The sequence below is a fragment of the Rhodococcus sp. NKCM2511 genome, assembly GCF_014905595.1.
In the GTDB taxonomy this organism is placed as follows: domain Bacteria; phylum Actinomycetota; class Actinomycetes; order Mycobacteriales; family Mycobacteriaceae; genus Rhodococcoides; species Rhodococcoides fascians.
On record NZ_BNHJ02000001.1, the window covers coordinates 1,557,332 to 1,577,096 of the forward strand.

21 protein-coding genes and 1 tRNA gene are annotated in these 19,765 nt (G+C 64.2%); 7 read left to right on the forward strand and 15 right to left on the reverse strand.

The features are described 5' to 3' along the window. Positions 1–119 precede the first annotated feature (119 nt). Positions 120–1,253, reverse strand: a complete 1,134-nt coding sequence (locus tag JLZ96_RS07010) for a hypothetical protein (RefSeq protein WP_201009730.1) — start codon at positions 1,251–1,253, stop codon at positions 120–122. 82 nt (positions 1,254–1,335) lie between these two features. On the opposite strand from JLZ96_RS07010, the gene JLZ96_RS07015 reads away from it, so the two are divergent. Next, positions 1,336–1,884, forward strand: coding sequence for a hypothetical protein (locus JLZ96_RS07015; protein WP_201009731.1), 549 nt, complete (start codon positions 1,336–1,338; stop codon positions 1,882–1,884). A gap of 49 nt (positions 1,885–1,933) precedes the next feature. Here JLZ96_RS07015 and JLZ96_RS07020 read toward each other — a convergent pair. The 5 genes from JLZ96_RS07020 to JLZ96_RS07040 all read right to left on the reverse strand — a co-directional run bounded on the left by JLZ96_RS07020 (position 1,934) and on the right by JLZ96_RS07040 (position 6,016). Further along, positions 1,934–2,006: transfer RNA gene (locus tag JLZ96_RS07020), tRNA-Ala, on the reverse strand. 56 nt (positions 2,007–2,062) lie between these two features. After that, entirely contained in the window at positions 2,063–2,935 is an 873-nt protein-coding gene (gene glpR, locus JLZ96_RS07025; RefSeq protein WP_032373037.1) for a gephyrin-like molybdotransferase receptor GlpR, read from the reverse strand. 149 nt (positions 2,936–3,084) lie between these two features. Continuing rightward, positions 3,085–3,732 (reverse strand): GNAT family N-acetyltransferase, encoded by a 648-nt coding sequence (locus JLZ96_RS07030; RefSeq protein ID WP_032364078.1) that lies wholly within the window; start codon positions 3,730–3,732, stop codon positions 3,085–3,087. 37 nt (positions 3,733–3,769) lie between these two features. Beyond that, complete coding sequence (gene glp, locus JLZ96_RS07035; RefSeq protein ID WP_027496053.1) at positions 3,770–5,029, reverse strand: gephyrin-like molybdotransferase Glp; 1,260 nt, start codon at positions 5,027–5,029, stop codon at positions 3,770–3,772. Positions 5,030–5,062: 33 nt separating this feature from the next. Further along, positions 5,063–6,016, reverse strand: a complete 954-nt coding sequence (locus tag JLZ96_RS07040) for a UTP--glucose-1-phosphate uridylyltransferase (protein WP_027496052.1) — start codon at positions 6,014–6,016, stop codon at positions 5,063–5,065. 106 nt (positions 6,017–6,122) lie between these two features. Here JLZ96_RS07040 and JLZ96_RS07045 point away from each other — a divergent pair, with 106 nt between their 5' ends. From JLZ96_RS07045 to mscL, 4 genes are all read left to right on the forward strand, one after another. After that, complete coding sequence (locus JLZ96_RS07045) at positions 6,123–6,719, forward strand: 5-formyltetrahydrofolate cyclo-ligase (RefSeq protein WP_045842041.1); 597 nt, start codon at positions 6,123–6,125, stop codon at positions 6,717–6,719. A 143-nt stretch (positions 6,720–6,862) separates the two neighbouring features. Then, complete coding sequence (locus JLZ96_RS07050) at positions 6,863–7,207, forward strand: FmdB family zinc ribbon protein (protein ID WP_032373126.1); 345 nt, start codon at positions 6,863–6,865, stop codon at positions 7,205–7,207. An 89-nt stretch (positions 7,208–7,296) separates the two neighbouring features. After that, positions 7,297–7,959, forward strand: a complete 663-nt coding sequence (locus JLZ96_RS07055; RefSeq protein ID WP_032373038.1) for an RcpC/CpaB family pilus assembly protein — start codon at positions 7,297–7,299, stop codon at positions 7,957–7,959. 94 nt (positions 7,960–8,053) lie between these two features. Then, entirely contained in the window at positions 8,054–8,533 is a 480-nt protein-coding gene (gene mscL, locus JLZ96_RS07060; protein WP_032371230.1) for a large conductance mechanosensitive channel protein MscL, read from the forward strand. A 109-nt stretch (positions 8,534–8,642) separates the two neighbouring features. Here mscL and JLZ96_RS07065 read toward each other — a convergent pair whose 3' ends face one another. From JLZ96_RS07065 to JLZ96_RS07095, 7 genes are all read right to left on the reverse strand, one after another. Continuing rightward, positions 8,643–9,092 carry a hypothetical protein gene (locus JLZ96_RS07065; protein WP_032373039.1) on the reverse strand — a complete coding sequence of 150 codons (450 nt, stop codon included), beginning with the start codon at positions 9,090–9,092 and terminating at the stop codon, positions 8,643–8,645. Between the two features lie 120 nt (positions 9,093–9,212). Then, the gene (locus JLZ96_RS07070) at positions 9,213–10,010 is read right to left on the reverse strand and encodes an MspA family porin (protein WP_032373040.1); all 798 of its coding nucleotides are present in this window, start codon (positions 10,008–10,010) and stop codon (positions 9,213–9,215) included. Positions 10,011–10,774: 764 nt separating this feature from the next. Beyond that, positions 10,775–11,272 carry a molybdenum cofactor biosynthesis protein B gene (locus JLZ96_RS07075; RefSeq protein WP_197077495.1) on the reverse strand — a complete coding sequence of 166 codons (498 nt, stop codon included), beginning with the start codon at positions 11,270–11,272 and terminating at the stop codon, positions 10,775–10,777. Positions 11,273–11,361: 89 nt separating this feature from the next. Beyond that, the gene (locus JLZ96_RS07080) at positions 11,362–12,885 is read right to left on the reverse strand and encodes a trypsin-like peptidase domain-containing protein (protein WP_080733202.1); all 1,524 of its coding nucleotides are present in this window, start codon (positions 12,883–12,885) and stop codon (positions 11,362–11,364) included. Between the two features lie 100 nt (positions 12,886–12,985). Further along, positions 12,986–14,380 (reverse strand): HAMP domain-containing sensor histidine kinase, encoded by a 1,395-nt coding sequence (locus JLZ96_RS07085; RefSeq protein WP_230595145.1) that lies wholly within the window; start codon positions 14,378–14,380, stop codon positions 12,986–12,988. A gap of 56 nt (positions 14,381–14,436) precedes the next feature. Next, positions 14,437–15,123 (reverse strand): response regulator transcription factor, encoded by a 687-nt coding sequence (locus tag JLZ96_RS07090; protein WP_027496041.1) that lies wholly within the window; start codon positions 15,121–15,123, stop codon positions 14,437–14,439. 76 nt (positions 15,124–15,199) lie between these two features. Further along, a complete protein-coding gene (locus tag JLZ96_RS07095; protein WP_032373042.1) occupies positions 15,200–15,814 on the reverse strand; it encodes a trimeric intracellular cation channel family protein in 615 nt (204 codons plus the stop codon). A 114-nt stretch (positions 15,815–15,928) separates the two neighbouring features. Here JLZ96_RS07095 and JLZ96_RS07100 point away from each other — a divergent pair, with 114 nt between their 5' ends. Further along, a complete protein-coding gene (locus JLZ96_RS07100; RefSeq protein ID WP_032373043.1) occupies positions 15,929–16,210 on the forward strand; it encodes a PASTA domain-containing protein in 282 nt (93 codons plus the stop codon). Here JLZ96_RS07100 and JLZ96_RS07105 read toward each other — a convergent pair. Continuing rightward, positions 16,207–16,635, reverse strand: a complete 429-nt coding sequence (locus JLZ96_RS07105) for a VOC family protein (RefSeq protein WP_032373044.1) — start codon at positions 16,633–16,635, stop codon at positions 16,207–16,209. The genes JLZ96_RS07100 and JLZ96_RS07105 overlap by 4 nt on opposite strands. 78 nt (positions 16,636–16,713) lie before the next feature. On the opposite strand from JLZ96_RS07105, the gene JLZ96_RS07110 reads away from it, so the two are divergent. Further along, the gene (locus JLZ96_RS07110) at positions 16,714–17,730 is read left to right on the forward strand and encodes a magnesium and cobalt transport protein CorA (protein ID WP_027496037.1); all 1,017 of its coding nucleotides are present in this window, start codon (positions 16,714–16,716) and stop codon (positions 17,728–17,730) included. Positions 17,731–17,794: 64 nt separating this feature from the next. On the opposite strand, the gene JLZ96_RS07115 is transcribed toward JLZ96_RS07110, so the two are convergent. Then, the gene (locus JLZ96_RS07115) at positions 17,795–19,513 is read right to left on the reverse strand and encodes a metallophosphoesterase (RefSeq protein ID WP_201009732.1); all 1,719 of its coding nucleotides are present in this window, start codon (positions 19,511–19,513) and stop codon (positions 17,795–17,797) included. Between the last annotated feature and the right edge of the window lie 252 nt (positions 19,514–19,765).

The following is a 19,765-nucleotide window of genomic DNA, read 5'->3' on the forward strand; positions in this document are numbered from 1 at the left end:
AGGCGCTAAGCAATCCAAAAGACCGTTTCAAGTCAATGGTGCTCATAAGACGTTCGAAAGAATTCGATTCTCGTTAATGATCGAATGTTGTCCGAATACGCCATATTGCCGGAAATGCCTCAGCTCACGCGACGACGTATGAGGCCGATGGATATCGATCGTGATCGTCGTAAATACGACACGGCCTGTCGCCAGTGTCTTCGGCGGATCGCCGTGTCCACTGCCGCAACCACACCATCGTCGGTCACGCCTGCCTCTTCCATGGCAGCAAGCCCGTTTCGCAGGTGGTGGCACTGACGGTTCGTCAACGTCAAGGACCTGACCGCATGGAGATCGATGGGTCCAGGAAGGGCCTCGCTCTCCGCACCTGCAGCGGCCAACCCGATCTTCGTCCTGATGCACTTGAAGCACACTCCGCAGTTGAATCGACCGTCGCGATTCTCCCAGCACACCCGTAGATGCTTCATCGCCGTCTCGTCCAGACCTATCCGCCGGAGCTTGCCGAGCCGATTCACCTCCAACTCGTGGTGATCGAACGTGACACTGCTACTCGACCAGAGCGGGTCCAGATCGGGATGGGAACCCCACGGCAGCAGATCCCAGCGACTGTTGGACGACGGAATCATGACGGTGCTCAGGTGACCGGACAACGCCAGCCCGACATGGGCCAAGGCGGCTCCGTGAAGGTCGTATCCCCAATCGAGCGGCAACCGGTCTCCGAACGCCGACCTCAACGTGGTCTTGACCTCGATCAGCGGCTTGCCGAGCTCCGCGGCCGCGTCTCGGGCACTGGCCAGTGCTCGACCCGCCAATTCCTCGTTCCCGGCGGAGATGTCGAAACCGTGAACAAATATCAAATGGGTGATGCGATCGGATTCGGTGATTGCCGAATAGAAGCTGTCCACGCCTCCACTGAAGAAGCAACCCACCCCTCGGCCGTCGGACAATGCGTCGGAAGGGTCAGCCGATACCGATATCCCATGAAACCGTCTGGGATACCAGTCGAGAAACACTCTCTGCGCCTCGGGAGCGCCTCGAAGTGCCATCGAATCCACCGGGCTGTCGAAAGCGATACTCCAGTTCTTTCGCATTCCCGCTACCAGCATCGGCGGAAGCCACGGAGTCGCCGAATGGTCCAACTCGTAATTCGACGCGGTGGTCACCACAGCCTCTTTGCCGAGAGGCGTCACTATCCGGGCCGCAATTCGATGAGCCTCGGTGTCCTCGACATGCACGGTCATCTGGCTGGTCACCGTATGAAGTGTGACACATGCGCTGGCGACGTAACGCCGCACCGACAACTTACGGAACCGGCTGGTCGGTAGGGTCGGATGTGTGCACACGGTCAGGATCGAGACTGCCCTGTACGACGACGTCGAACTGGTCTATCAGAACGACTTCGTGGCCGGCTCCTACCTGTCGACGCCATCCAGCCGCGTCACGTTCGTCCGCACCGGACCGCAGACCGCGGAAAGAACTCCCCTGGGCACCCGACGGTCGACAGATATTCGCGCGACGGTCGGCGGTGACCCGATTGCGGTGCAACTGGGGTCCGCACGAGTAATGAAACGCTCGTATCGAGTACGTCTGGCCTATCGAGACCGGGTAGTGGTACTTGCCGCGAAAGATCTCGAGTCCAGCGCACTGATCCGCGGCGACAGGGACAACGGCAACGACTCTTTCGGCGACCTCACTCGCGAGTACGACGGCGGGGTGAGCGCGTTCTGGGGCCTACCGTTCACGTTCTTGCGCGCGAAGCTCGAACCGCCGACGCCAACGGCGGACGAAGTGTTGGTCGGCATGACCGCCGCAGCGGCATTCGGCACCGGCGGACTGTCCGTCACCACGATCGCAATGAGTGCGCTGAGCTCTGTATTGCCTTGATTCACAACGAAAGCCGCCACTCGAGGTGAGTGGCGGCTTTCGTTTCGGGTGGAGCTGAGGGGAATCGAACCCCTGACCTTCTCGATGCGAACGAGACGCGCTACCAACTGCGCCACAGCCCCGTTTGCCGTCGTCTCGACCGGCTGGGCAACTCTAGCAAAGCCCCTCGGGACCGCTGTTACGCGCCCTGTGCCCGACGGAAATCGCCGTCATCGTCGCGGCGTGCCTGGAACGGCTCCTCGTAATGATCGAGATGCTCGAACTCCGGATCCTCGTCGTCGATCTCGAGCACCACAGCTCCGGGTCGACGCAGACGCTGCGGCACGAGTTCGAGCTCTTCGTCGGTCTCCGATTCCACACCGAGGCGCGAGCGACCCATGCGGGTGAGTCGTCGTCGACGAATCTCTTCTTCGATCTGCACCTGCCTGCGCAGGTAGTACAGGTACCCGACGAGGACTGCGACGGACAACCCGCACAGCCACCACACCGTCGGGGAGATGATGAACGCCAGTGCCGCGGTCGTGATAGCGGCGAACACCAAGCCGAGAACCGCGCGCTGACGGAAGGCGTATCGGGCGGCCCGGGCGATGGCGTCGGCCTCGGGATCGAATCCGCCGCGGCCGCGTCGGCGAGGCACGAAGTCGTCGTCGACGACTCCCGGCTCGTGTGCGGGAGAGCTCGCGCGAGGTGCGTCGTGGACCGGTTCGTCGTGTTCGAGGTCGTTTTCTTCTTCAGCGTGAGTGTCCATGGGGTCCTCCGCGGTACCGGGTAGATCGGGTGAGTCCGAACGAATCGACGCGAATTTCGGGCCGAAGATCTCGCTGGCGGGCGCGGAGACCCGCAGGTCGTCCTCCGGCCGCCAGTCGGGATCACTGCGGTGGCCGGTCGCGGGGCCGCGCTGCTTGCGCTTGGTGCCACCCCGATGCAACACGCGCGTGGCGAGTGCTGCGTCCGTGGTCTGCATGATCTGCGGACGCTTGGTCATCAGCATGGGAAGAAGAACGAAGAGCCAGACGGCCACGAGACCGATCCAGATGATCGAGTTCGGCATCGGCGATGTTCTCCTTCCTCAGGCGACAGCGACAGTCGAGACGCCCTCAGGTTATGTGGAGCAGGTGCGAGAACCCCGCAGACGCGCCGACTCGAATTACACTCCTGTCACTTTGACAACATCTGCAACCGAACACTGTGGAGTGAGCGCTATGCCCACGCAGCCCTGCCCGCGCGGACCAATCGATCGACGACCGAACCCTGCACCTCTCCCGAGGTGATCGCGACGAGTTTGTGGTCGCGCCACTCGCCGTCGACGTCGAGGTACTTGTAGAGCAGGCCCTCTTCGCGGAAACCGACGTTGCGCAGCACGGCCTGGCTGGCGAGGTTCTCCGGACGCACCGTTGCCTCGACGCGGTGCAACCCGACCGGTCCGAAACAATGATCGAGTCCGAGCGCCAGCGCCGCGGTGGCGACGCCTTTGCCGTTGACTTCCTTGGACACCCAGTACCCGATCCACGCCGACCGGAGCGCGCCGCGCACGATGTTTCCGGTGGTGATCTGCCCGCAGAATTCGCCGTCGACCTCGATCACCATAGGCAGCATGTGTCCCTTGCGTGCCTCGGACTTCAGGCCCGAGCACAGTGTGGGCCACGAGGAGATGTGGTGTCGGGAATTCCAACTGCCCTCACCGCTCGGCTCCCACGGCTCGAGGTGTGCGCGGTCCTGGGTGCGGATTCGACTCCAGGAGGCTGCGTCGCGCATGCGGACGGGCCGGACGGTCACCGTTCCCCCGGCCACTCGCACTGGACCCAATTTCGCCGGCCAACCCGGGTGGCTCGACCACGTTCGCGGCATCAGTCGATCGTATGCGCTGCGCGTGTGAGCGCGTGCGTCAGCCGCGCTGAGCGAGGAACGAGACCTTCACTTCTTCGCCGGTGCGGATCTCGGTGACGTCGGGATCGATCACGACCAGGCAGTTCGCCTCCGCGAGTGTCGCGAGCAGATGCGACGACGAGCCCGGTGCACCGCCGAGAGCCTGGACGAGATATTCGCCGGTGCCCTCGTCGCGCATCAGCTGTCCTCGCAGGAATCCCTTGCGGTCCTCGATCGATGTGATGGGTGCGACGGTCCGCGCGGTGACGGTCCGGCGCAGCGGCTGGCGACGGCCGAGTGCAATGCGAATGAGCGGACGGACCATCACCTCGAACACCACGAGCGCGCTGACGGGGTTGGCAGGCAACAGGAACGTGGGCACCTCGTCGCGTCCGAGCTGACCGAATCCCTGCACCGAGCCAGGGTGCATGGCTACCCGCTCGACTTCCATGTCGCCGAGTTCGCCCAGAGCCTCACGGACGCCATCGGACGCACCTCCGCCGACCGCGCCTGCGATGACGACGATCTCGGAGCGGATCAACTGGCCTTCGACCACTTCACGCAGTCGCTTGGGGTCGGTGCTCACGATGCCGACGCGGTTCACGTCGGCTCCGGCATCGCGCGCTGCAGCAGCGAGCGCGTAGGAGTTGACGTCGTACACCTGGCCGGGCCCGGGAGTCCGATCGGTATCGACCAGTTCCCCGCCCACCGAGATGACGGACAATCGCGGACGCGGATGCACCAGCACCTTGTCGCGTCCGACGGCGGCCAACAAGCCGACCTGCGCGGCACCGATGATCGTTCCCGCCCGCACGGCGACGTCGCCGGGTTGGACGTCGTCGCCGATCTTGCGCACATAGTCGCCCGAGCGCACCGGACGGAACACCTTGACCCGGGCGCGGCCGTTGTCGGTGCGATCCAGCGGCAGGACCGCGTCGGCCAACGTGGGCAGCGGCGCGCCGGTATCGACCCGCACGGCCTGACGCGGCTGCAGCCGGATGGGCTGACGCGAACCCGCGGAGACCTCGCCGACGACGGGCAGCGTCAGGTCGATGCGCTCGTCTTCCTCGTTACGCAGGTCGGTACCTGCGGAAGCGACGTCGACACTGCGTACGGCGTAACCGTCGATCGCGGCTTGGTCGAAGCCGGGAAGGGGACGCTCGGTGACCACTTCCTCGGCGCAGAGCAGACCCTGCGCTTCCGAGATGGCGACCCGAACAGGCCGTGGAGCCACCGCCGCTGCGGTCACCCTGGTCTGTTGATCTTCGACCGAGCGCATCTGGCCCTTCCTCTATGGCATCGACCCGCGATGCTATTCGTACGTCGTCAGTTCCGGTGCCCAGCTGTCGCTCAAGCGTTCGTTCAGCCATTCACGCAGCGCGGGACCGTAGTCGTCGCGCTGCAAAGCAAAGTCAACCGCAGCGCGTAGGTATCCCCCGGGATTTCCGAGGTCGTGTCTCGATCCACGATGCACGACCACGTGAACGGGATGGCCCTCCTCGATCAGAAGTGCGATGGCGTCGGTCAGCTGCAATTCGCCGCCGGCACCGGGCTCGATCCGTCGCAACGCGTCGAAGATCGCGCGGTCGAGCAGATAGCGGCCCGCGGCAGCCAAGTTGGACGGTGCCTCTTCCTTCTTCGGCTTTTCGACCATGCCGGTGACTTTGAGGACGTTCGGATTGACGGCATCGGGCACGATTTCGACGGAGAAGACGCCGTAGGACGAGACCTTGTCGTCGGGAACCTCGATGGCGCACAGCACCGAGCCGCCGCGCTTGGCGCGCACCCGGGCCATGACGTCCAGCACACCACGCGGCATCACCAGATCGTCGGGCAGCAGCACCGCGACCGAATCCTCGTCGTCGTCGAGTGCTTCCTCGGCACATGCGACGGCGTGGCCGAGTCCGAGCGGTTCGTGCTGAATGACCGATTGCACGTCCAGAAGCTTGGGGGCGACGCGTACCTTCTCGAGCATTTCGAGCTTTCCGCTCGCTTCGAGCTTCTTTTCCAGAACGAGGTCCTCGACGAAGTGGGCGACGACGCCGTCCTTGCCGGGAGAGGTGACGATGACCAACCGTTGTGCACCGGAATCTGCCGCTTCTCCGGCGACGAGTTCGATACCGGGAGTGTCGACGACCGGAAGTAGTTCCTTCGGAACGGTTTTCGTGGCCGGCAGGAACCGGGTACCCATGCCTGCGGCGGGGACGATGGCCGTGCGGAAGTGCACAGGCGTGGCGGCGGTCGTCGCTGAAGCGGCTTCTGTCATGGTGCTCACCCTATCCGTGGTTTCTGGAGATTGGCTCGGCGTGTGCCCCGTTCGACCCCCGAGTGCATATCGTTGAACGACAGCACGAGAGGGAGAGTGAACCGTTGTGAGCGTTCCCGAATTTTCGGAGAACACGCCGAAGGATCTGTGGCGGGAGCATGTCCTCGCCGAACGCCGACTGCTCGACGATGCGCAACGCGCGATGGAGTCCTCCGCACTCTGCCATGCCGTCGGCGAATTGGCGGCCGAACACTCGGTCGTGGCGGCGTACGTTCCGATCGGCCGGGAGCCGGGGTCGATCGAGATGCTCGACGCGATGGCCGCGGCCGGAGCCACGGTTCTGCTGCCGAGTGCCCATGAGCCGGGGCCGCTGAAGTGGGCGCGTTACGCGGGTCGCGATGCGTTGGTGCGGGCACCGTACGGGCTGCTCGAGCCGTCGGGTCCACTACTCGAGCCCGACGCCGTCGGGCAATGCTCGGTGGTGCTGCTACCTGCGCTGGCCGTCGATCGCCGCGGTGTCCGGCTGGGCCGCGGAGCCGGGTTCTACGACCGGACTCTCGACCTGTGCGGTCCCGAGGCCATGCTGGTCGCCATCGTGCGCGACGAGGAGCTGTTCTCCCGGCTACCGGCCGAACCGCACGACCGCCGCGTGACGCACGCGCTGACTCCCGGGGGCGGGCTCGTACGCTTGAGTACGGAATAACGCTACGATTCGATTCGTTGGCACTCCTGACTGTAGAGTGCTAATGCTCTCCCCAGTTTCGACGAACAGACAAGACACCGGCGGTGTTCGGCCTCGGCCAGCAGAGCGCGAACCTCCTCGGTGACCAGCGCGGAGGAAACACGATGCCCACCTACTCATACGCCTGCACCGAGTGCGACAACCGCTTCGACATCGTCCAGTCCTTCACCGACGACACGTTGACGGTATGCCCGGCATGCTCCGGCAAGCTCCGCAAGTTGTTCAATTCGGTCGGCATCGTCTTCAAGGGCAGCGGCTTCTACCGCACCGACAGTCGGGGCAACTCCGGCACCGCCAGCGAAGGCGCGAGCGAGAAGAAGTCCGACGCCGCGGCCACGAAGTCGGAGACCAAGAGCGACTCGAAGCCGGCCGAGAAGAAGTCGTCGGATTCGTCCTCGTCGAGCAGCTCCTCCTCGTCCTCCTCCACGAAAGCTGCTGCCAGCCAGTAGTTTTCGGATCCATCCACAGGCCGGTCTGTTATCCACAGGCCGGCCTTTTCGGTCTATTCAGGCCAGTTGGGACCGCTACCGTTCCGGTCATGGCTGCCCGCAAGAACCGACTGGACTCGACGCTGCTCGACCGCTTCGCTCAGCGTCCCGCGTGGGTGGGATCGGTGAAAGTTCGACGCATCGCAGCGGGCATTCTGGTGGCCGTCGCAGTCCTGCTGTTCGTCGACGACGCCGCAGGCGACGATCGCGTCCGCGTCGTCACGGCCGGCCGCGACCTGACGCCGGGAACGATACTGACGCCGGCCGATGTTGCCGTCGCCGAATGGGATTCGGCCACGGTGCCCAACGGCGCAGTGCTCGATTCCGCCGACGTGGACGGACGGACACTGACCGGACCGGTTCGAGCAGGCGAATTGCTCACCGACGTCCGGCTGTTGGGCTCGCGAACAGCCTCCGCGGCGCTGGGGGCCGAGGCACGCGTCGTACCGGTCCATCTCGCCGATGCGGGCGTGACCGACCTACTCAGAGAAGGCGATCGGGTGGACGTCCTGACCGTCGAGACTCAGGAGAATCCCGACGCCCCACCTGCGGCTCGGATACTGGCATCGGGGGCGATGGTGGTGCTCGTCTCCGCCGAGGCCGGTGGAGGTCGGCAACGAGATCGGGTGGTGCTGCTCGCCCTACCGACCGAGGATGCGACGACGGTGGCAGCCGCGTCGCTGGTGAGCGCTTTGACGGTGACATTGCATTGAGCCGGTGCCCGGGCGGTTCACGGAGTCCGAAGTCGATCGATCTGGGTTAACGTCTGGCGAGACCGAAACATACCAAGAGATCGGAGAGCGGCTCATGCTGAAGGGATTCAAGGACTTTTTGTTGCGAGGCAACGTGGTCGACCTCGCGGTCGCTGTCGTCGTCGGCGCAGCATTCACTGCGATCGTCACGGCGTTCACCACGAACATCATCAACCCGTTGGTCGCCGCTGTCGGTGGCAGCAACGAACTCGGGTGGGGAATCAAGATCCTCAGTAGTAACGACGCCACGTTCATCAATATCGGCGCGGTCATCACGGCGATCATCAACTTCATCATCATCGCCGCGGTCGTGTACTTCGTGCTGATCCTGCCGGTGAACACCGCGAAGAAGCGCTTCGTCAGCCAGCCGGAGAAGGAACTGAGCGACGTCGACGTGCTGGTGCAGATCCGCGACATTCTCGCGGGTGGAACCACTGCAGGACAGAAGCTTTCGACCGCGGCCGACACCACCGGCGGCAGCGGCGAAGCAATCGATTCCTCCTCCCCCGACCTCGGCAAGCACTCGAAGGACTGACACCGGTCTGCTTCAACGAATGAATGCGCCATTCACGCTGTCTGACAGCGTTAATGGCGCATTCATTCGTTGTGGGGCGTGCGACAGGCCGAGAGGGCCCGTCAGGCGATCAGTTGGTGAACGTGGTCAGCGGTAGCTCGTCGAGCGTGATCGAGGTGCCATCCGCCTCGCAGGCGGACTTCACTGCTGCGCCGTTGTCGACGAACGCCTTGCCCGACTCGCTGTCGGGTTCCGACAGTTCGAGCGTGTCAGCCGGAATGGCGTCCGCGAACGTCGTCATCGCGCTGGCGACGTCACCGGACGCGGTGCCGGACAGTGACTTCACCTTGTCGACGGCCGCCTGCTTGTCCGCAGTCCACTGCTCGATGTTGGCTGCCGACCCCGGGCCCGCCTTCACCAGACCGACGAACGCATTGTGGTCGGCGGCGAAAGAGTTGCACACGTCGGTGTTCTGATCGGTGGCTGCCGAGTCGTCACCACCACTGCAACCGGTGAGCAACCCGAGAGCAACGACGGCTCCGGCGGCGAACACTGTGAAACGGGCTTTCGGGTAAGTCACTGCTTCTGCGCCTCTCTACATGTCGAACTGCGTTCGAGCCGAACATAGTTCAGGCCCGCACGGAGAATCCGTGCGGGCCTGAACCGGAAGAACTAGGAAACCAGAATCAACCGATCGAGATCAGTTGAGGCGAGTTGCCGGGCCGTACGTGGTGATCGAGTCACCCTTTGCGCTGAGCAGGGTGACGTACGGACGAACCGTGACGTTGCCCAGGATGCCCGTAGCGGTGCCGTGGACGCCGGCGAGCTGGATGGAGCCCTGAGCGCCTGCAGCGTCACCCTCGGTCTTGGAGATGTTCGCCTCTTCGTTGAAGGTGGCGATTGCACTCTCGGACTGAACGACGCCGCCGCCGGGAGCGAGATCGATGGTCGCAGTTGCCTGCGGGATCAGCTGAACGCCGACGTCGAGGTTGGACTTGCTCTCTGCAACGCCTGTCAGCGGGACGTCAGCGAGACCCTCGAGAGCGCCCGTGGGGTCGAGCAGGTCGCCCGCAGTCGTCGCGAGCGTTCCGGTGGTCGTGTTCTTCGAGCCGATGCCGAAGTTGGCCGAAGGCGAAGCCCACTCGACCGACACGCCGCCATCGAGGCTCAACGGGTAGCCGATCTGCAGGCCGGCGGTGAGGGTGCCCTCGAAGTCGTCAGCCGTGGGTCCCTGAACGTCGAAGGATGCGCGGCCGTCGTAGAACCACTCACGGGTGAGCGGGTTTCCGTCGAGAGGCGCAACGCCGCTGACGAAGGAGTCGGACAGCGTCAACGTCACGGTGTTGCCATCGGCGTCGACGATGGACTTCGCGCTGTCGACAGCGGCAGAAGCGGTCCCGGTACCGAGCACCAGGCCGACTACCGAAGCGCTGGCAGCAACTGCGACGCTCATGGACTTGAGTCCCCGGCTGCGCCGCGACTTCTGGATCTCCGTCATTTATTCCTCATCATGTTCAGTCCCAGCGCGGTGTCGCACGGGGAAGCTTGTGGCTTTCACCCTCGAACTGAATCGCACGCGTCAGTGTGTGCGAGCCCGAGCCGGATGGAGCCTGAAGGCCACATCCTCGTTTGTTCAGTTCCGAGATGAAGGGCGCGGCACCGGTTGGTCCCACGCCCTGATCCCTTGGAAGCTGAGGGGAACATTAGAGGAGATGCCTGACCGTGACAATCCCTACGATCGACGCTCAAACGTTGCCATCTCGTGATGTGTTTCGTCGGCGTGAACATCTTTCACACCCGTGTTAGCGATAACCTGCGTCACAGCATCTCCCGAGAAGTCGAAACCGTTACAGGTGCCGATCAGGAGTAAAACGACCCTGATATGGGAAGACGTGACGAGAGCCCTGTCCGGATTGCGCGATAAGCCCGGCCCACACCCGGTCTGTGGTGTCCGTTTTCGGCGGCTTCGCCCAGCGATACCGCCCGGTAGGTCGCTAACGACAGGTAAACGACTAACTAACAGAGCTGTCATTCCAGGCAGCGAAATGTGTTGTGGATCACACTAAAAGTAATGGGGTGGTCGCTGCTGCTTCAACCAATCGACCGACAAAGAGTCGCCATCGGGACCGTCGCCCCGGTCGTCTCCCGTCGCGTCCGGCAACACGTCTCCGAAGATACGAGCGAGCCGGGCCCGTTCTGCTCGGGCCCGGCTCGCTTCGTCGTCCGGTCGATTCTCGATCGGCTCGTCGTTCATCGCAGTGACTACGCGTCCAATCCCGACAGCTCGGCAATGACCTGACTCGCCAGCGGAGTCAGCGTCGCCATGCCGTCACGGATGGCCGCACGGGACGACGCAAGGTTGACCACCAGCGTGCTGCCCGATACTCCGACCAGTCCCCGAGACAGGCCCGCGTCCAACGATCCGGCTGCCAGGCCGGAAGAGCGCAGCGCCTCACTGATTCCCGGTATCTCGCGATCGAGCACCTCGGCCGTGACGTCGGGAGTGACGTCGCGAGGCGAGACACCCGTGCCGCCGACGGACACCACCAGATCGACACCGCCGATCACCGCGGTGTTCAGCGCGTTCCGCACGTCCACTTCGTCGGCCGTCACTGCCACCACACCGTCGACCAAGAATCCGGCCTCGGTCAACAGTTCGGTCACCAGCGGACCCGTCGAATCCTTCTCGTTGCTGTGAGCTGTCCGGTCGTCCACGATGACGACCAACGCGCGGCCGGCCAAGGGTGCGTCGAGTTCCATACCGCTCACCGTAGTAGTAAGGCCCGTACCCGGCTCACGCTGTGCGTAAATAGTTGCAATGGTGCCTTGCCTGCCGGCTTCCCTGAGCATCAGCGACCGCCCGGGAACGACGGGATCTGCAGTGAAGGAACCTGCGCAGCCGGTGCCGCAGCCGGCTCGGCCGTGCCCAGCGTCACGTCGACGGTCTTCTCGCTGCCGCCGTCCGTGTAGGTGATCTTCACCGAATCGCCGGGTGCGTGCGAACGCACGGCGGCGATCAACGCGTCACCACTGGCAACGATCCGATCGTCGACCTTGGTGATGACCGCGCCCTTCGGAATGCCTGCCGACGCAGCCGGGCCACCCTCGGTGACCTCGACGACGGTTGCGCCGTTGGCATCGTCCTTGGACGGCACCTGCACACCGATCATCGCTTGGGTGGCCTTGCCGGTGGTGGTCAGCTCGTCGGCGATCCGCTTGGCCTGATCGACCGGGATCGCGAATCCGAGACCGATCGAGCCGCTCTGTGCGCCGGAGCCCTCACTGCCGCCCAGAGTGGCGATGGCGGTGTTGATGCCGATCAGTTGGCCATCGGTATTGACGAGAGCGCCGCCGGAGTTGCCGGGGTTGATGGCCGCGTCGGTCTGAATGGCGTCGATCACCGAGTTCTGGTTGCCGGACTCACCGGACGTCGATACCGGGCGGTTGAGTGAGGAAACGATGCCGGTGGTGACCGTTCCGGCGAGACCGAGAGGCGAGCCGATGGCGACGACCTGCTGGCCGACCTCGAGGTTGGACGAGCTGCCCAACTCGATCGGGGTCAGATTCGTCTTTCCTTCGGCCTTGATGACGGCCATGTCCGAGACCGAGTCCGCACCGACGATGGTGGCGTCGGCCACCGACCCGTCGGCGAACGCGACGGTCAGTTTGCCGTTGGCCCCTGCGCCGGTGGCGACGTGGTTGTTCGTCAGGATCAGGCCGTCACTGCTGAGGATGACGCCGGAGCCCTCACCTTCCTGCTGTGAGCCCTTCACCTGAATCTGCACGACACTCGGCAGCACCTTGTTCGCGACGGCCTGAACGGAACCGTCGGGGAAGTTGGCGGCCGGTTGCGCGGCGGTGATCGGCGAGTTCAGCGAATTGGTGACACCGGCGTTGTTGCCGTTGGCGTTGTTGGTCGCGATGGCACCGACCGCGCCGCCGATTCCGCCGCCCACGAGGACAAGAGCAATCGCTCCGGCCACCAGAGCGGAACGGCCCGGCCGGGACTTGACGGTGCCCGATGCCGAATGAGGCTGCGGCGCAACCTGTTGGGGCTGCGCATGCTGACCGGGGTTGTGTTGACCGGCCTGCGAGTCGCCGTGCTGACCGTAGGGGCCGTAGCCGGGCTGGTACTGATTCTGCCCGTAGCCCGCGTACTGCTGTGGGTAGCTCTGCTGGGGGTGCGCCTGCTGCGGCGGGAATTGATGCGTCGGATTCTGCTGAGCCGGCTGCTGCTGGGTGGGCTGGTGTTGGGTGGGCTGGTGCTGAGTCGAGGGATCGTGCTCGCCGCCGTGTGAAGCCCGGTCCGCAGGATGATGCTGTGCACCGGCATCCCGTCCGGGCTGTTCTGGTTCGTTACGGTCGTCGCTCATCGCTGTTGCTTCCTTCGATAGAGACCTCGGCTTCGAGGTCGCCCGCCTTCTTGCTACTCACTGTGCAGGGCGGTACTGAGAGCGCGCTGAGACTCGCCTATCAGTTTGCCGAGAGTGTCTCGGGGTCCGCGGCACCCTCACCGGGCAACACGATTCGAATGAGAGCTCCACCCCGCTCGGACACCTCGACGGCAATCGTGCCGCCGTGTTTGACGACCACCTGCCGCACGATGGCAAGTCCCAGACCGGATCCGGGCATGGAACGCGATGCCGTCGAGCGATAGAAGCGCTCGAAGACGAGTTCGCGGTCTTCCTCCGGAATGCCGGGGCCCGCATCGTCCACTGTCAGCTCGAGCAGGCCGTCACCGATCTGCCGCATGGCAACTCGCACTTCTCCGCCACTGGGGCTCCACTTGGCCGCGTTGTCGAGCACATTGAGCACTGCCCTCGACAGGCCCGCCTGATCTCCGTAGACGAACCACGGCATGAGCGTGGCATCGAAGTCGATCTCGTTGCGGCGACGGCGAGCTCGTTCGAGGCTGCGCTCGACGGCATCGGCCAGATCGACCCGCTCGAACACCGTCTCGGGTGCGTCCTCGCGTGCAAGATCCACCAGATCACCTACCAGCGTGGACAATTCCTGAATTTGAGCTACCACGTCGGTTCGCAGCTCGGCCATGTCCTCGTCGGGAATGGACGGTGCACCCGGACGTCCCGCCGCGATCAACAGTTCCATGTTGGTGCGCAGCGACGTCAGCGGCGTGCGAAGTTCGTGCCCGGCGTCGGCGACCAATCTGCTCTGCCTGCCGCGAGATTCGGCCAAGGCTCGGAGCATCGTGTTGAAACTCTCGGTCAATCGGGCCAATTCGTCGTCGCCGGTCACCGGAATCGGCGTCAGATCGTCGGTACGCGCCACCCGCTCTGCGGCCGCGGTCAATCGTGCAATCGGCCGTAACCCGGTGCGCGCCACGGCCATGCCGGCACCCGCCGCCAACACCACACCGCACGCACCGACGACCAGTAGAACCCACGCCAATCGATCCAGCACTTCCCCGGTGGGCAGCAGTCGCTGCGCCACGATCAGGGTGCTGCCGTCCTTGGTGCGCAGCGCGAGCACTCGCTGATCGTCGAGTGTGCGCAGCGACGAGGCCTGCTCTCCGCGCACCACAGCAAGTTCCGAATCGCCGACGGGCACCTTGGGTCCGGGCGGATTGTAACTGGTCATGTCGGGGTAGATCAACGCCACACTGACGTCGGTGCTGTACAACGTGGCACCGGCCACGAACCGTGGGTCGTAGGACACCAGGTCCGATTCCGCCAATGCCGATGCGCGAGAACGCAACTGGGTGTCCACGTCGCCGTACAACGCGCGCGAGACCACGGTGTAGGCCGCAATGGCCATGACGGCCACCGCGATCGCCACGACGGACGCAGCCAACAGCGTCACCCGCCACCGCAACGACACCGATCTCGTCAACGGCGTCGGTGGCCGCATCGGCGGAGGCGGAAGTGCGCCGCCGTCGGGCGTCTTGCGCCCGAACGAACTGCCTATCACGGGGGCGTCTCGCGCAGGACGTATCCGACACCGCGAACGGTATGGATCAGTCGCGACTCCCCTTCGGCCTCGGTCTTGCGCCGCAGATACCCGACGTACACCTCGAGCGCGTTGCCGGAAGTCGGGAAGTCGTAGCCCCAGACCTCTTCGAGAATGCGACTTCTGGTGAGCACTCGGCGCGGATTGGTCATGAGCATCTCGAGCAACGAGAACTCGGTCCTGGTGAGGCTGATCGAACGCTCGCCGCGCGAGACCTCACGGGTGACCGGGTCCAGCGACAGGTCCGCGAACGTCATGGTCTCCGAGTCGATGCCGGCTTCCATAGCTGTGCGCCGCAACAATGCCCGCAGCCGAGCCAGGAGCTCCTCGAGCGCGAACGGCTTGGGCAGGTAGTCGTCTGCACCGGCGTCGAGACCGGCTACGCGCTCGGACACCGAATCACGCGCCGTCAGCACCAGGATCGGCAGGTCGTCGCCCACGCTGCGCAATCGCCGACACACCTCGAGGCCGTCGAGACGCGGCATCATCACATCGAGCACCAACGCATCGGGACGCGCCGCAGCTACCTGTTCCAGGGCATCGAGGCCGTCGACCGCCAGGTCCACGGTGTACCCGTTGAACGTGAGCGACCTGCGCAGCGATTCGCGCACCGCTCGATCGTCGTCGACCACCAGTATCCGCATCGGTACAGTTTGTCCTGGTCGACTGAGACACGGCTGAGAGGGGTGGTCGGTCGGTACGCGCACCGGCAGTCGAAGCTCACAACGTAGGTAGGTTCCGAGCCTGGGGCAGGTTCCATTTACGCCACAGGGCCAGCAATCTCAGGCCGGTCGCCAGTACCGTCCCCGCGACCAACCCGACGTTCTCCGGCAGGGTGAGCGCCTCGGCCACCACGACGGCCGTCGCACCGAGCAGCGCAGGTAGGGCATACAGGTCGCGGTGCAGCAGCAGGGGAACGTCGTTGACGAGGACGTCCCGGATGACGCCACCGGCCACGGCCGTCGTCGTCCCGATCAGCGCTCCCGATAGGGCGCTACCGCCGACACCCAAGGCGATCGTCGCGCCGGTCGACGCGAACAGGCCCATCCCGAACGCGTCGAGCACGAGCACGCCTCGGCGCACCTTGCCCATCTGCCGATGCGCGACGAACACCACCAGCGAGGCGAAGAAGCCGACGGTGACGTTCGGCCAGGTGTCCAGTGACGTCGGTGGATGGATACCGAGCAGCAGATCGCGAACGATGCCGCCCCCGATACCCGTCGTGATTCCGACGACGCAGACCCCGAACAGGTCGAGTCGTCGATGTACGCCGACCAAGGCACCGGACGCCGCGAAGACTGCGATACCGATGTATCCGAGGAGGTCGAGAAGCACCGAACGAGCATGTCATGCGACTGACAGCAGCTTCACAGCAACATCGAAACGGCGTCACAGCCTTCGGGAGCACGGTTGCGTTGTCATACAGGGCCGACGAGTAAGGACGAAGACATGGGCATCGGATTCAAGAAGACGATCGCCACCCTCGCGGTGGCTGGGGCACTCACTCTCGGCGGCGGTGCCATCGCCGACGCAGCGCCCGACCGCGCGACGCTTCCCGCAGTGTCCGGACTGACCGAATCGGACGCGGAGCAGGCATTGTCGGATGCAGGCTTCTCCGACGTGAACAGTGACTACGACCGTCCTGACGCGACGGTTGTCGGAACCAACTTTCAAGCCGGCGACAAGGTCAGTGAGAACGCCTCCCTTCTACTGATAGTCGGTGCCGGCTAAGTCAGCCGAACCGTCCCGTCGTCGTCGACGCGCCAACCGGGGTTGTGGCAGATTTCCCAGATGACTCCGTTGGGGTCGGCGATGTGGGCGTGATAGCCACCGAACGATGTCCGCTCCGGTGCCTTGATCGGTGTCGCGCCGGCCGCGAGAGTGGCCGCGAACATCGCGTCGACGGCCGCCGCGTCGTCGACGTTGTGCGCCAACGTGACCGAGCCGAGATCGTGTTCGCGCGGCGGCCGTCCCAGATCCCCGTCGAACGCGGTGGCGTCGTACAGACCGAGCACCGCACCGGGCCCGATCTGGAAGAACAGAATCTCGCCAGGAACGTCGAGCAACGGCGTCCACCCCAGGCCGTCGCAATAGAACGTTCGAGCGGCATCGAGATCCGCAGTGGCCAGAGTGGTGAAATGAACTTGCTGCTGCATCGCCCCATTGTTTCAGGCGATAGTCTCGGTCGGGTGCCGTCCGGCACATTAGAAGTTCTCGAACCGAGGTGACCCGAAGTGCCGATCGTCGACAATGCCGTCTATGTCGAGGGAAAGCGGACCGCGAATCCGGAGAGTCTCGACATCACGTTCGAGTGCATGCGTGACCGCCACGGTATGGCGTGGATCGGCCTGTACCGTCCCGAGATCAGCGAAATCAACGCAGTAGCAACGGAATTCGGGCTGCACCGACTCGCCGTCGAGGATGCCATCGCGGCGCATCAGCGGCCGAAGCTCGAACGCTACGCCGAGCAATTGTTCGTCGTTCTGCGACCCGCGCGGTACATAGACGAGACCGAAAAGGTCGAATTCGGTGAATTGCACATTTTTCTCGGAGCCGATTTCGTCGTCACGATCCGCCACGCCGAATCACCCGAACTCGGTCTCGTCCGACATCGACTGGAGGAATCGCCCGAGTTGCTCGCGCTCGGGCCCGAGGCCATCCTGTACGGAATCCTCGACCAGGTGGTCGACGAGTACGTCCCGGTGGTGAAGGGACTGCAGACCGACATCGACGAAATCGAGGATCAGCTGTTCACCGGCGATCCCAGCGTATCGAGGCGCATCTACTCACTGCTGCGTGAGGTGTCCGAATTCGACCGTGCGGCAAAACCTCTGGTGGAGATGATCGAATCCCTCAAGCGCGGGTCCGACAAGTATCACGTCGATGTCGAGCTGCAACGAAACCTTCGGGACGTGTTGGACCACGCAATTCGCATCTCCGACCGCATCGAATCGTTCCGATCCAACCTGCAGAACGCGATGACGGTGCACTCCACCATGGTGGCGCAGCAGCAGAACGAAGAGATGCGGAACATGACGCAGGTCAGCCTCGAGCAGAACGAACAGGTCAAACGAATCTCGTCCTGGGGCGCAATCCTGTTCGCGCCGTCGCTCATCGCCGCGATCTACGGCATGAACTTCGAGGACATGCCGGAACTGAAGTGGCACTTGGGTTATCCGCTGGCGCTGGTCGCCATGGTGATCTGCTCCAGCGCGCTCTACGTGGTGTTCAAACGTCAGAAGTGGCTGTAGAGCGGCTGCGCCGCACGTGAGTGGAAGTTCGTAGCAGGGGTCGAAGTTCCACTCACATGGGCACTCAGGAGGAACCGAAGATCGGGCCCACCGGGATATCGCGCTCGAAGGTGAGGCGATCGAATTCGTTGCCGTATTCGTCGATCGCTCCGATGGACATCGCGCTGGCCTTGATGCCCGGAATACCCGGCACCACATCGACTCTCACGAACGAGTAGTTCAGGAATCTCACTCGCGACCACGTGATCGACTCCGCCGACTTGGTGCCGTCGGGCGCCCAGACGTAGCTGTTCGGAACAGCCGTGTCCGGCAATTCGTGGCCCCGGTAGCTGACGCCCTCGCCGTCCTGGAACGTGTAACGCGGACGACCACCCCCGCCGACGGTGTAGTACACGGTGCCGTCGGTCTTTCCGCGAACCGTGGCGTTGTCGCCGGCGACCCGCGTCGCACGGTTGGAGCGGATCGGATCGGTGCGCTCGAACACGTGGTTGTGCGCCTGGAGCACCACGTCGACCTCGTACTTGTCGAACAGCGATACCCACGCGTCGCGTACGCCGCCGTCGCTCGCGTGCGTCGAGGTGGTCGAGTAGGCGCAGTGATGGAAGAAGCAGACGATGAAGTCGATGTTCGGGTCCGCCCGATACTTGGCGAGAGTCTGCTCCACCCAGGTGTTCTGGGCTCCGCCGCTGTAGCCGGTGTTGGCTTTGATCTCGTAGCTGACGTCGTTCGCGTCGAGCGAGAGCACCGCGGTGTTGCCGTACACGAACGAATATGCCGACGGGCAGCCTTTCGGCCCGGTGCTCGGTTGATCGAGACGTGCCGCGTGGCCGCCGTATCCGTTGGGGCTGTACAGCGCCTCCATGTCGTGGTTGCCGGTGGCAAACAACCACGGTGTCGTCGACGCGCTGGCCTCGATCGCCTGGAAGTAGCCGTCCCAGACGAAGGGATTGAACTTGTCGAATCCCTTCGGCGGCGTCTTGCCGTGGCCGGCGAACTGCGGTGGCAGACCGGCACCCGACGGGTCCGCGTAGGCGATATCGCCGGCGAGAATGTGGAAGTCCGGACGCGACGCCTCGATCTGGCGATTGATGTTGCGCGCGTGCTTGACCGACGGTTCGTTGTCGGCCTTGTAGTACAGGTCGTCGTAATCACCGGCCACCAGACCGGCTGGCTGCGAAGGGGTTTCGTCGACGCCCTGGTCCCCCATCATGGTGAAGCGGAACGGAGCGATGCGTCCGGTCGGCAGCGCCGGAGATGCGCTGCGGATGTCGCTGACGAAACCGTCCGCGGTACGCCATCGGTAATAGTGCGGCAGCTTGGGCGTCAGATTGTCGACGGGCACGTGCACGTAGTACTGCTCGGCCGACAGGATGCCGCCATCGGTCTGCGGAACCTGGCTGACGAGGTTGCGCACCTCGGCGGAGGTCGTGGCTCCCAACGCAGGCGTCGGGCCGTGATCGAGGAAGACACCGGTGATGCCGGGATTACGGAAAAGCTGAGCGGAGAATCGCAACTGCGTCGCCGGGTCGTTGCCGAAGCCCATGTGTCGACCGGCCACCGCCAGCGGGGCGTCCTGCGCATAGGCGGTGCGCGTGAACGCCGAATTACCGACGCCCACCGCGGCTGCCGTGGCTGCGGCACCGACCAGGAAGTTGCGTCGACTCACCGGGTGCCGCCGCAGGAACGACCGATGCCAGTCGTGTTGCTCGGCCATCGTCATGTTCTCGGCGAGCGTCCCCGGAATTCCGGTCGCGACGGTCTCGCCTGCGGGATTGAGCGTCATGAATCGATGGTGACCGCCGAGCCCCCTCGGACGCTGAACAGCAGAGCACATTGCAGGTGAACAGACGGAGAACAGCGAGGCACAACAGGACGAACGGGGACAATCCCGTCGAGAAGGAAGGCCCCACCGGACCAAGGGCAACGGCGGTTCAGAAAGGCCGCAACCTCACGCAACACTGCGGTAAAGATCGGTAGATATCCAGCCACACGAGCGCCAGTCAGAGCTCTTGAGATATCCGAGTGGATAATCGCG